The organism is Brenneria sp. g21c3 (assembly GCF_040240345.1).
Classification (GTDB): domain Bacteria; phylum Pseudomonadota; class Gammaproteobacteria; order Enterobacterales; family Enterobacteriaceae; genus Brenneria.
The window spans coordinates 103377-115711 of the sequence record NZ_JBEIAB010000009.1; the positions used below are offsets into that span (position 1 = coordinate 103377).

Genomic DNA, 12335 nt, shown 5'->3' on the forward strand with positions numbered 1-12335 from the left:
ATGCTTTTCACCCCCTATCAACTGGGCGACCTGATATTGCCCAACCGTATCGTCATGCCGCCGATGACCCGTTCGCGCGCCGGCGACGGCAACGTGCCGACTGCGCTGATGGCGGAATATTACGCGCAGCGCGCCTCGGCCGGCCTGATTGTCAGCGAAGGTACGCAAATCAGCCGACAGGGGCAGGGATACGCCTGGACGCCCGGCATACACACGCCGGAACAGATCGCCGGCTGGCGCGGCGTAACCGCGGCGACGCATGCCGCCGGCGGGCGTATTTTCGCCCAGCTGTGGCACGTCGGCCGGGTGTCGCATACGTCGTTGCAGCCCGGCGGCGCGGCGCCGGTTTCCTCCTCGCCGCTGGTGGCCGAAGGGGTGACGGTGTTTATTGACCCCGCTGGCAAAGGCGCGCTTTCCGGCGCCGGCGAAAAGGTGCAGCATTCGGCGCCGCGGGCGCTCACGCGCGCGGAGATCGCCGATGTGGCGCGCAGCTACGCCGACGCCGCGCGCAACGCGCTGGCGGCGGGCTTCGACGGCGTCGAACTGCACGCCGCCAACGGCTATCTGATCAATCAGTTTATCGACTCGCAGGCCAATGCGCGCACCGACGAGTACGGCGGCAGCCTGTCCAATCGCCTGCGTTTTCTGCGCGAGGTGGTGGAGGCGGTGGCCGACGTTACCGGCGCGCAGCGTCTTGGGGTGCGGCTTGCGCCGCTGACCACCTTGCAGGGCGCCGTGGATGACACCCCGCAGGCGACCTACCTCGGCGCGGCCCGGCTGCTGGACGATCTGGGCGTGGCCTACATACATATCGCCGAGGCGGACTGGGAGGATGCGCCGACTATGCCGGCGGCGTTTAAAGAGGCGCTGCGCCTGATCTACCGCGGTACGCTGATCTACGCCGGCAAGTACGATCTGGCGCGCGCCGAGCAGGCGCTGGGCAACGGCTGGGCCGATCTGATCGGCTTTGGGCGGCCGTTTATCGCCAATCCGGATCTGCCGACGCGTTTGCGGCTGGGATTGCCGCTGAGTCCACCCGACGCCAGCCGCTTTTTCGGCGGCGGAGCTGAGGGTTATACCGACTATCCCCGCGCGCGTTCGGCGGGGCAACAACTGACGACGGAGGGCGACAAGGTATGAGTAGGCAAGGTACCCATGCCGGCGTCTGGGCGCTGGCCGTGACCGCTTTCGCCATCGGCGTGGCGGAGTTTATCGTGGTCGGCGTGCTGCCGGCCATCGCTACGGATCTTAACGTGTCGCTGGCGCGCGCCGGCGGACTGGTCGGCTTATATGCGCTGGCGCTGGCGATTGGCACGCCGCTGGTGGTGTTGGGGCTGGCGCGTTGGCCGCGCAGGCCGGTGCTGCTGACGCTGGTGGGCGTATTCCTCGTCGGCAATCTGCTGGCGGCGTTGTCCTCCAGTTATGCCATGCTGCTGACCGGACGCATCGTCACCGCGGTGGCGCACGGCAGTTTCTTCGCTATCGGCGCGACGGTGGCTGCGCGGCTGGCGCCGCAAGGGCAGGCCAGCCGCGCCATTGCGCTGATGTTCGCCGGGCTGACGCTGGCGATGGTCATCGGCGTGCCGCTGGGAAGTTATATCGGCAATGGTTTTGGCTGGCGGCTGCCGTTCTTTGCCGTGGCGTTGCTGGCCGCAGTCGCCTGGGCGGCTACCGCGCGCTGGGTGCCGGCGCTAGCTGCGCCGTCGGCGGGTCGGGCGACGACGCAGTTGGCCGCGCTGGGCCAGCCCGCCATCCTGGCGATGATGTGCGTCACCGTTCTGGGCTTCGGCGCCAGCTTCGCGGCTTTCACCTTCGTGACGCCGATTCTGACCGACATTTCGGGTTTTTCCGTCCATGGCGCCAGTTTGCTGTTGATGGTGTTCGGCGCGGCGACGCTGGTCGGCAATCTGGCCGGCGGTCGGTTGGCGACAAAACTGGGCTGGGCGGCCGCCTTGCGGCGTCTGCTGGCGGGGTTGCTGCTGGCGCTCGCGGCGCTGGCGCTATTGATGCCTTATAAGCTGGCGATGGTGCCGCTGCTGTTTATCTGGGGCGCGCTGGCCTTCGGCATGTCGCCGGGCTTTCAGGCGGGTATGCTGGAGACCGCAGAGCGCTGGACGCCGCGCGCGGTGGACTTCGCCTCGGCGCTGAATATCTCGGCTTTCAATCTGGGGATTACCCTGGGCGAGACGGCGGGCGGCGCGCTGGTGGCGCAGGATCGTCTGACGCTGACGCCCTGGGTGGGCGTGCTGCTGGCGTTGCTGGCGCAGTTGCCGTTGCTGTGGCTGGCGCAGCGGCATCGCCGTTTTTCCCCTCAATAGGTTTTAAACCATACCGCGGCTTGACGCTGGCGACAGCTTCAAGCCGCAATTCCTTTGCACTTCTTGTGATAGATTGAAAAAAAACCGTATAAAGTGACGGTATCGGATAAGGCCGCCGCGGCTTATCCGGTGACGGATGGCGCTCGCCAATCCCTCCTTTTCATTCTTTCATCGGGGTAACTGAATAGATGAGCTATCTCAAGGTGTTGACGATTGGTTTTGTCTGTGTGCTGCTGCTGTCATTTTGGCAGAGTTATGCTAAAGCAACGCAGCGCGGGGAGACCTTCACCGGCCAGAGTTGGTGGGGAACCAAGCGTGATTCCGCGGGGATAGCGCCGGATCCGGTGAAATTCCGGCAAACGGCGGTAGTGCAAATCTATGCGGCGCCCACGTATGGCTGGCGCGGACTGGTGGCGGTGCATCCCTGGATCATCTTCAAGAAAGCCGGTGAAACGCAATACAGCCGCTATGAGGTCACCCGGTGGGGCGATGAGAATGTTGTTCGTCGTAACCGCTCGATCCCCGACGGCTATTGGTATGGCGCGCGCCCGTCGCTGTTGGCGGATCATCGGGGAGCGGCGGCCGAAGCCATGATCCCGCGGATTGAAGCCGCGATCAAAAGTTACCCCTATCCGCATACCTACCGCGCCTGGCCCGGCCCGAACAGCAATACCTTTATTGCGCATATCGGCAGGGAAGTGCCGGCGCTGAAGCTGGATATGCCGGCCAACGCCGTCGGCAAGGATTACCGCGCGTTAACGCGTCCGATCGGCTTGCCCCCTTCCGGCAAGGGCGTGCAGGTATCGTTGCTGGGCGTGCTGGGGGTGACGCTGGGCGTGGAGGAAGGTATCGAGGTCAATGTGTTGGGGCTGAATGTGGGCGTGGATATCAATTCACCGGCGCTGCGTTTGCCTTTTATCGGCCGACTGGGGCGCGACAGTGTGAAACAGGATGAGGGCTGACGACGTCGTTTCTTCGTATTTTGACGTAAGTATCGGTTGTCCTGTCGATATGGAAGCCGTTCATGAGAACGGCTCCCGATGCCGATTTATCCGGGCTTAATTAAAACGAACTCCAGTTATCGTCACTGCGGCTTTCCTGCGCTTTTTTCGTTAGCTGGGCGGTTAATTGCGGGCGTTTTAGCGTCGTGCGCGCCGGGTCGCTCTGCACGCTATTGCCGTTAAGGATGAATGTCGCCACCAGACTACTCAGCGTCGTGGCTTGATCTTGCAGGGACTGAGAGGCGGCGGAGGCTTCTTCCACCAGCGCGGCGTTCTGCTGCGTCACTTCATCCATCTGACCGATGGCTTGGTTCATCTGTCCTATACCCTGACTTTGCTCCGTCGCGGCGGCGGCGATTTCACTGATAATATCGGTCACCTGGCGTATCGCCGTTTGTACGTTGTCCATCCGCTGTCCCGCATCGTTGGCTTGAATGGCGCCGTTACCCACCAACTGCACAGAGGACTGGATCAGTTCCTTGATTTCCTTGGCGGCGGTAGAGGAGCGTTGCGCCAGACTGCGTACTTCGCTGGCGACCACGGCGAAACCGCGTCCGGCTTCCCCGGCACGCGCCGCTTCCACCGCCGCGTTGAGCGCCAGGATGTTGGTCTGGAAGGCGATACCTTCGATGACGCCGGTAATGTCGGCGATTTTCGCCGAACCGTTTTTGATGTCTTCCATGGTTTTGACCATGGCGCTGACGGCCACGCCGCTCTGTTCCGCCAGACTGTTGGCTTCGCCGGAAAGCGTGCTGGCCTGCATGGCATTATCGGCGTTCTGTTTCACGGTATCATTGAGTGAGGCCATGCCGGATGTGGTCTGTTCCAGAGAGGCGGCCTGTTCTTCGGTGCGCGACGACAGATCCTCGTTTCCGGCGGTGATTTGCGTGGACGCGGAACTGACCGATTGCGCGGATGCCGCTACGGCGGAGAGCGCATCGCTGACCTTGTCCAGCAGGGTATTAAACGCAAGGGCGGTTTTCCCGATTTCATCCCGCTGGCTGTCGTCCGCTCTGTAGGTCAGATTGAGCGATTCGCTGGCGCCGACCATCACGCGCTGCATGCCGTTCAGTCTGTTGCGCACGTTGATGATGATTTTGGCGGCGAAAAGGCCGACCGCGATAATCACGATGGCGGAGAACAGCAACATTCCCCAGAAGGTGCGATCGTAAACGGCCTGATTCTGCTCCCTCAGCTCTTCTCCTATCTCGATATTATGGGTGGTCTGTTTTTCCAGCCCTGTAATCAGCGTGCGGATGGTTCCGCCCACGCCGGATTCGTTGAATATCAGCGGCAGCGTGACCGCATCGTCGCCATTGCGCGACGCGGCGATGAATGCCGGAAAAGCCGCCTTGATAGCCGCGATATCTTTGGCGTCCTGTTCCGTCATGGCCTTGTCCAGATCGCTGGAGATGTCGTTATGGGCGTAGTAGACGTTGAGCTCTTCCAACTGTTTGATTAGCGCCTCAATGTTTTGCTCCGTTTCCGGCTGTCTGTCGGGAGCGCCCTGATGGCGGTACATCTCTACCCGCAACTGATTGGCCGCATTAAGGGTTTTGGCGAGATCCCGGATACTGGTGATGGTGTTGGCCTGCACATATTCAAAGCGCTGCTGAAAACCTTTGATCGCGTAGATCGAAGCAGCCGCCAGCGCGCAAAGCGAGAGCGCCAGCAGGGTGATAACAATGGTTAACCTTTGGGTGATGGACATAGTCGAGCCTTATATGACGATTTGCTGCATGTGGATTTGAGTGACTGCGTCCTTTCCTGATTGGTCGATGTTGACCTGTAAGGTATCCATACGGCTATTGGTTATCGTCAATAAGTCCTAAATCTTCACTTTTACTTTGCAAAACAGGGTCAAGCGACTTTTTGCATCTGAGCGAGCAGCCAGCTTCGCAGATGGGCGATATCGTCCCGTCCGGCATAGTCAGGCAGGGTCACCAGATAGTAATTCGCGCCGGGCAGCGCATGTTCAAACGGCGCGCTAAGCACGCCTTGCCGGATAAAATCATGCGCCAGCAGGCTGCTGACGATGGCGATCCCCTGGCCGGCGACCACCGCCTGAATGGCATGGGTTTCGTCGGTGAAGTGTAAGCCGGCGTCAATATTCAGGTCGGCGGGGCCAAAGCGACGGCGCCAGTTCTCCCAGCTTGGCGAAAGCGCGGGTATATGGCGATTATCGACGTGAAACAGCGTGGCCGAGGATAAATCCCGCAGTTGTTTGATGGCTAACCGCGGACTGGCGACCAGCACAAAGCGATCCTGATAAAGCAGCGTCGAGGTTAACGTTTCCTCTCGCTCCTCGCGATAGCGGATCGCCGCGTCCACCGTTTTTCTCGTCAGGTCGACGCGTTCCACGCTGGTATGCAAACGTAAATCGATAGCCGGCAACGCCGCTTTCAGGTCTGCCAGGCGCGGCACCAGCCAATGGGTTAGAAAGTTCGAGGTGGTGGTGATGGTTAGCACCGGCGGCGCATTTACGGCATGAATTTTTTCCACGGTGTCCTGTAGCGCGCTAAAAACGCGCTGCGTGGTGGCAAAGAGCATCTCTCCGGCAGGGGTTAACGTGACGCCTTTGGCGCTGCGCTCGCACACTTTTGTCGCCAGCTGTTCTTCCAACAGGCGTATTTGATGGCTGATCGCGGTGGCGGTGACGCCAATCTCGTCGGCGGCCAGTTTGAAGCTGCGATGAACGGCGACGGCATTGAAGGCCCGCAGCGCGCCCAATGGCGGTAAACGTTTTTTTCTCATGATGAATTTATCTCATCTATGGATGAAATCAATGACTTTGAGTCGGCATTCTCAATGGAAGTAAGCTGATTAAACGCTGCTTTTATGATGAATTCAATTCATTCTTGAGATGGGGTTTTTACCGGGGGAAGAGGATTATGGCTAGTTGTATTTCTGCGGATGACAAGCTGAGGTCGCGTTTATCGCCTGCGCTGATCCTGTTGTCGCTGGCGCAATTTGTTATCGCGCTGGACTATTCGATTATCTATGTCGCATTGCCCGATATCGCCGGCAGCCTGCAATTGCCCGATGCGCATGCGCAATGGATCGTTTCCGCCTATGGCGTGATATTCGCCGGTTTTTTACTGGCGGGCGGCCGGCTTTGTGATGCGGCCGGCGCCAAAAACATGTTTGTTTTCGCGATGGCGCTGTTCAGTCTGGCTTCGCTGCTGGGCGGGATAACCACATCCGCCGCCGCGCTGATCGTCGCGCGGGGGATTCAGGGCTTAGGCGCGGCGCTGTTGCAACCCGCTATTATCGCATTGATTTCTCATTATTTCCGTCCGGGGCAAGAGCGGGCGAACGCGTTAACCGTCTGGAGCGCCGTCGGCGCTGCGGGGCTGGTGGCCGGCGTCGTGCTGGGCGGACTGTTTACCCAGCTTAGCTGGCGGCTGGTGTTTTTGGTCAATGTGCCGATCGGGTTAATCTGTATCTGGTCCGCGCGCCGCTATTTTCTTGCTATCGTGCGCCCGGCGCAGCGCCAAAAACTGCCGCTGCTGTCATCATTATTGGGAACCCTGAGCGTGCTGAGTATCGTGCTGGCGATGACCTCATTAGCCGATCACGGCCTTGACCATATCAACACTCACCGCGGGTTAGGGGCGAGCGCGATCTTGTTATCGCTGTTTCTGCTCGGCGAGCGCTACGGCAGGCGACCGCTGGTGGGCCGCGGCATTCGGCGGTTGGTTTCTTTGCAGCGCGGGAGCATCGCCAGCGCGTTATATATGGCCAGCGTGGGTACCGAGCTGTTTCTGCTCACCCTGCTGATGCAGGCGCACTATAGCTACAGCGCGTTGCAGACCGGGCTGGTTTTCATCCCGCTGACGCTGATGATTATCGTCGGCAACGCCATTGCCGGTAAGCTGTTTACGCGTATCCCGGCGCCCAGGGTGTTGCGCTGGGGATTTCTGCTTGGCGCCGCAGGATTATTGGCGATCGTTTTTTCTCTGGAAGAACATATCGACTGGTTTTTGTTTATCCCCGGCTTGTTACTCAGCGGCGTCGGGCATGGCATGATCTATACCGCCAAATTCGTCGTCGGCATGCATGAGGTGCCGGATGAGCAGCAGGGGATAGCCAGCGGGCTGATGGTTACGGCGCAATATGCCAGCGGGGCGATCGCCCTCGCCCTGATGGTGATCATCCTCAACGCCTATGCCGGCATGACCGGCTTCCAATACGGTTTTGCCGCGTTGATCGGTTTTGCCTTGTTGGGCGCGCTGTTGACGGAAGAGATAAGTAAAACCGTGTAGGTTATGCGCCGTCGTCGCGGCGCGCCAGAAACTGGATGACGGCCGATAAAAACTCGCTTCTGCCGGCTTCGTTGCGGTCGAGATGGACGAAGTGCGTGGCCGACGGGATGGTCAGCGCCTGTGCGTCGGGCGCTTCCCGCGCCAGCGCGTCGGCATCTTGCGCGCGGCTCCAGAAATCTCTCTCTGAGCGGATCGCCAGCACCGGCATGGTGAGTCGCGCCGCCTGCCACTGTTTTTTACCTATCGCCAGTTCGAAACTGTCGGCCATCGCCCCGGAAGGCGCTCTGAAACCCGGCGGATCGCGCTGGTAAGCGGTATCGTCCGAAGCCAGCGCCGCATCGGCATAAGCCTGCGCGACCCGCTCATCCCGCCAACGGGTCTTGTCTTCCGACGGAATGCTGTTGTCCCAGGCGGGGAACAGACTGGCGCGACTGTTGACCCGATAACCGCCGAAGCGGGATGCGTGAAAGGTGCCCGGTTTGTCGGGGGTATCGAGCGGCGATCCCAGACCGAGCGTGTCGTGGTGACGGCTGCCGCCGTAAAGGGTGTTGTAGAGCACCAGACGATCAACGTGCTGCGGATATTGCGCGGCATAAGCGCCGGCCCAGTGTCCGCCCGTCGCCCAACCCAGGATGCTGACCTTGTCGCTTTGGCTCCATTGCATGACGGCGCCGATCGCCGCGCCGATGTCGTCGACGGCATCGGCGGTGCGCATGAGCGGCGCGCTGAGTTCCGGCGGCCGGCTCATGGCTGCCGGTCGACTGGAAAAACCATAGCCCCGAAGATCCATGATGTAAACGCGATGACCCGCCGCCGCCAGGTCGCCGGCCAGCGATCCGCCCGCTACCGGCAGGTCGAAGGAGGCGACGCCGGGTACGCGCGCGCCGTGCAGCAACAGCACCGGCGAGGCGCCATCGGCGGGTAATGACGCCGGTCTGACTTCCCTGATAAACAGCGATATTCCCGCTTGCAAGGGAAGGTATCGATCCTTTCTGACGAGCGTGATTTCCGTCTCGTCGTCCGCCCGCGACGCCTGTTTTTGCTCCGTCTCCCCGGCGGACGCCAGCGGCGCGGCGGTCAGCAGTAAGCTCGCCAGCATTTTTTTGCGCCAGCCGCCGCTGGCGTATGAATCGCCTGAATGTCTCATCATCGTGGTTCCCGCGTGAAATAATATTTATCATCGGCGCGCAATAATGATATGTCTAATACTGTCTATATTGTCATTTAATACATTCAGGATATCGATTTATGTTAAGTCTGCGTCAGTTGCAGCAGTTTCTGGCCGTCGCGGAAACCATGAACTATCACCGGGCGGCCGAGCGACTGAATATGGCTCAGCCGCCGCTAACGGCCGCTATCCGCAATATGGAGGATGCGCTGGGCGTCCGCCTGTTTGAGCGCACCCACCGTATTACCGGCTTAACCGCCGCCGGGGAAGTGCTTCAGGAGGAGGCGCGTCGCACTCTGGCGCAGATGGCTCGCGCTGAAACGCTGACGCGACGCGCGGGGCAGGGGCTGACCGGATCGCTGCGCATCGGCTTTGTCGCCAGCGCGGTACGCCATCGTCTGCCCGCTATGGTCGCCGGTTTCAGCAAGCAGCACCCGGAGGTCGCGCTGGATTTGCACGAAGCGACCACCGCGCGGCAGATTAAAGACTTGCTGGAAGACCGTCTCGATATCGCTATCGTCGCCTTGCCCGTGCCGGGGTATGCGGCCTCATCTCTGGCTTTGCGGCCGCTGCTCTCCAGCCGACTGGTCGCGGCCGTGCCGCAGGATCATGCGCTGGCCGGCGCCACCTCGCTGACCATTGGCGCATTGGCGGGTGAAGCCTGGGTTATGTTTCCCCAAAGTGAAGGGCCGGGACTCTATCAAACTATCCATGCGGCCTGTGAACGGGCCGGATTTATCCCGCGGGTCGCGCAGCGGGCGGTGCAAATGGAAACCATCTTGGGATTGGTGGCGGCGGGGTTGGGCATTGCCCTGGTGCCTGAGTTCATGCAGGCCAGCGGCTGGGAGAATGTCGCCTTTCGTCCGCTGGAAGAGCCGGACGCGTCGTTAACGTATGAGGTCGCCTTTGCATGGCGCAAACAAGATAATACGCCGCTACTGACCGCATTCGTCGCTTATGGATAGTCCCGCCATCTTTTACGTTGCGGCCGGTCGGCTTTGCGAAGCGAAGTCGATACAGGCGGCGTGCTTATGGGGGAGCGGAGCCTATTGGGCTGATGCCAATAGCCCCTTGTTTTACATTGAGATTATGTTATGCATAAGGTGTACCGTATTAATGGCATGGTTGATTTTTATGTCGACGGAAATCAACTTAAATCGCTGATTAGCGATGAAACGGAAATGCTGAATAAACCAGTTAGTCGTTGCCTGTTGCTGCTGATTGAGAACCGATATGAAATTATCGAACAGGCGACTTTTTTCTCTGAGGTTTGGCATAAATTTGGCGTTTCCGTTACGCCAAATACATTTTATCAGAATATATCGCTGCTAAGGAGAAGCCTCAGCGCTATTGGTTTGGGCGATGACGTGGTAAAAACCGTATCGCGTAAAGGATTGATGCTTTCTCAGCGCGTTGAAATAGAATTTATAGCCGATGAAAGTCATCATCCGACTGAATATTTACCGGCATCCGATGCCGAGGTTAATTCCACCGCCGAACCTGACGCCAGGGTTGCGTCGAAACGGATAACTCGCGCCGGGCCAGGGATGGCGGCGGCGGAAAATATTGAGCGCAAAGGTGAGAAAAAACGCTATGCAAAATCTTTCTGGCTTATTGCGGTATTGGTCTGTCTGACGGCGGCATCGTATCCTCTTTATCACGCGAATAATCGCGTCAGTGGTTATTTTGATCATTATACAGACGCCGGCGAATATAAAGGTTGCCGTCTTTTTGCCAATGCATTGGCGCCAAAAGAAAAGGTAATGAATATTGTTAATCACGATGAGGTTTCTTGTGCGGAAAATAAGTATGTCTATATTACCACCTATGATTTTTCGACGGTGAATTCTGTTGTTCAATGCCGGTCGCCGCTGAATGATAACCACCAGGATAATCATTGCGTATCGCATCTGTTTGTTGCAGGAGGAATAAAAAAATGAGACGGCTGAATAAACAGATGGTTATTCTCTTAGCGGGGGGGATGATGCTTTTCATCGCGTTGATTTATATTAATCGCCCAAAGCCGACGAAATTATCGTGCGACGCCTCTTTTATTCTGCATAAGGACGGTCATGTTCTTAAATTATTAATGAGCTATATTTTTTATGATAATAACGGCATCGCCATGCTAAATGGCGCGGAAGTCACGCCGGAAGGCGTAACGCATACGGTGAATAGAAGGACGGTATTCACCTATGCGAAAGTGAACAATAGCTATTCTCTCACCTCAACGAATTCCTACTCGATGCCTAATCAGGCGGAAAATACGGTTTTTAGCGAACTGATGCCGGCGTTCTATTTTAAAAAGGACATTAATTTTAATATTGTTATTTATCCGCAGGGAGACGAAGGGTGGGTGTTTGCCGCCGAGCCGGTGCCTTCATTCCTGTGCGAAAAGCGATGATAGGAAAAACGGGCGCTTGCGCCGCGTAATAATATTCAGTCGTGGTTATGGGCGGCGCGGAAAAAGCGAAGGAGACATCGCGCCAGCAAAAGGTCTCCTATCATTATCATCTTGCATTGGGCCGTTTATCAGCGGGCCAGCACGCTCATCGCGGTAATAATCGGACCGCCGACGGTGCGTTTTAAGGCGCCGATGGCCAACCCTTTCAGCAGCGTTTTGGCGCCCCGGCGAATCGTACTATCGATGTAGTCTTGATCTTCGGCCGCCTTCAGCCAGCCGAGCCGCTCAAATTTCTCCAGCAATTCATCGACGGCAACCCTGCGGCGATCAAAACAGATTGCTACCGATCCGGCATAGACGCGGTGGGTGACCGTTTGTACGCCATCCTGTTGACTCAACTCTCTGACGACCCGCTCCACCTGTTTGGGATTGCGCTGAATAAAGTCGGACCGAACGCGAATACGATTCTGAGTCTGGTGCAGGTAGGGTTTCATGGCGACCTCTGATAGGCAAATAACGATTTACATGCAAATAGCAATGCGAACAATTTACGTTACCACTCCTGGCTTGTCCACTTATTGCCGGTAAATTCGCCGGTTTTTGTGACCCGCCATCCCTGACGGGGCGTCGCTAAAGCGACGTTGAAAACGTCTACCGGAAGTTTTTTACCCTCCAATTAACAAAAGCCTGAACCACTTGATAAACCGCAAAGAATCCCTCTCCCATCGGCTGATAATGACAGCGTTGTATTTTTTTACGTCTGTCCGCCGTTGATGCGGACAGGTTTAATATCGGGCCGGATAATGTCCGCCACGTTCGCAGATGTAGGAAGCAGTATGGAGTCAGAAGAGTTAAGCGGGCTGATGATGTTACGGCGTTTTGTGACGGTGGAGCATCATATACCGGGACGTATACGTTTGCGTTTCACTAACCGGCTGATTCCCAGTCTTGGTAAGGGAAAGCTGGAAAAACTAGAGGCATTATGCCACCCCGATAGCGTGCTGCGTAGCTATAACCTCAATACGCATACCGGAAGTTTGCTGCTGGAATATGACGCCGGACAAATCAATCCGGCGCTGTTGACGCAGGTTTTCGGCGCGGATGATATCGCGGCCCAGCAAGCGCTGGAACAGTTGATTCAGTCGCTCTCGCCGTCATCCTAATCATTAAGGAATCGAA

General features: G+C 58.1%; 12 protein-coding genes. 8 read left to right on the plus strand and 4 right to left on the minus strand.

Annotation, left to right across the window (positions count from 1 at the left end; all coding sequences use genetic code 11):
- From ABRZ28_RS14820 to ABRZ28_RS14830, 3 genes are all read left to right on the plus strand, one after another.
- Positions 1-1140 (plus strand): alkene reductase, encoded by a 1140-nt coding sequence (locus ABRZ28_RS14820; protein WP_330520757.1) that lies wholly within the window; start codon positions 1-3, stop codon positions 1138-1140.
- Positions 1137-2318, plus strand: a complete 1182-nt coding sequence (locus tag ABRZ28_RS14825) for an MFS transporter (protein WP_330520683.1) — start codon at positions 1137-1139, stop codon at positions 2316-2318. The genes ABRZ28_RS14820 and ABRZ28_RS14825 overlap by 4 nt, the downstream gene beginning before the upstream one ends.
- A 188-nt stretch (positions 2319-2506) precedes the next feature.
- Positions 2507-3280, plus strand: coding sequence for a DUF3750 domain-containing protein (locus ABRZ28_RS14830; RefSeq protein WP_319605329.1), 774 nt, complete (start codon positions 2507-2509; stop codon positions 3278-3280).
- Between the two features lie 100 nt (positions 3281-3380).
- Here the strand turns inward: ABRZ28_RS14830 and ABRZ28_RS14835 are convergent, their stop codons facing one another.
- Positions 3381-5030 (minus strand): methyl-accepting chemotaxis protein, encoded by a 1650-nt coding sequence (locus ABRZ28_RS14835; RefSeq protein WP_330520684.1) that lies wholly within the window; start codon positions 5028-5030, stop codon positions 3381-3383.
- A gap of 149 nt (positions 5031-5179) precedes the next feature.
- Positions 5180-6073: a LysR substrate-binding domain-containing protein gene (locus ABRZ28_RS14840; RefSeq protein WP_330520685.1), complete on the minus strand. Its 894-nt coding sequence runs from the start codon at positions 6071-6073 to the stop codon at positions 5180-5182.
- A 137-nt stretch (positions 6074-6210) separates the two neighbouring features.
- Here ABRZ28_RS14840 and ABRZ28_RS14845 point away from each other — a divergent pair, with 137 nt between their 5' ends.
- Entirely contained in the window at positions 6211-7584 is a 1374-nt protein-coding gene (locus ABRZ28_RS14845; RefSeq protein ID WP_330520686.1) for an MFS transporter, read from the plus strand.
- A 1-nt stretch (position 7585) separates the two neighbouring features.
- Here the strand turns inward: ABRZ28_RS14845 and ABRZ28_RS14850 are convergent, their stop codons facing one another.
- Positions 7586-8734, minus strand: a complete 1149-nt coding sequence (locus tag ABRZ28_RS14850; RefSeq protein ID WP_330520687.1) for an alpha/beta fold hydrolase — start codon at positions 8732-8734, stop codon at positions 7586-7588.
- Between the two features lie 98 nt (positions 8735-8832).
- Here ABRZ28_RS14850 and ABRZ28_RS14855 point away from each other — a divergent pair, with 98 nt between their 5' ends.
- The 3 genes from ABRZ28_RS14855 (at position 8833) to ABRZ28_RS14865 (ending at position 11156) form a co-directional block, all read left to right on the plus strand.
- Positions 8833-9717: a LysR family transcriptional regulator gene (locus tag ABRZ28_RS14855; protein WP_330520688.1), complete on the plus strand. Its 885-nt coding sequence runs from the start codon at positions 8833-8835 to the stop codon at positions 9715-9717.
- A 129-nt stretch (positions 9718-9846) separates the two neighbouring features.
- A complete protein-coding gene (locus ABRZ28_RS14860) occupies positions 9847-10692 on the plus strand; it encodes a winged helix-turn-helix domain-containing protein (RefSeq protein ID WP_330520689.1) in 846 nt (281 codons plus the stop codon).
- Positions 10689-11156, plus strand: a complete 468-nt coding sequence (locus tag ABRZ28_RS14865) for a YqeJ family protein (RefSeq protein WP_319605336.1) — start codon at positions 10689-10691, stop codon at positions 11154-11156. Before ABRZ28_RS14860 ends, ABRZ28_RS14865 begins: the two co-directional genes overlap by 4 nt.
- Positions 11157-11284: 128 nt before the next feature.
- On the opposite strand, the gene ABRZ28_RS14870 is transcribed toward ABRZ28_RS14865, so the two are convergent.
- Complete coding sequence (locus tag ABRZ28_RS14870) at positions 11285-11650, minus strand: HMA2 domain-containing protein (RefSeq protein WP_319605337.1); 366 nt, start codon at positions 11648-11650, stop codon at positions 11285-11287.
- Positions 11651-11992: 342 nt separating this feature from the next.
- Here ABRZ28_RS14870 and ABRZ28_RS14875 point away from each other — a divergent pair, with 342 nt between their 5' ends.
- Entirely contained in the window at positions 11993-12319 is a 327-nt protein-coding gene (locus ABRZ28_RS14875; protein WP_330520690.1) for an HMA2 domain-containing protein, read from the plus strand.
- Positions 12320-12335 lie beyond the last annotated feature (16 nt).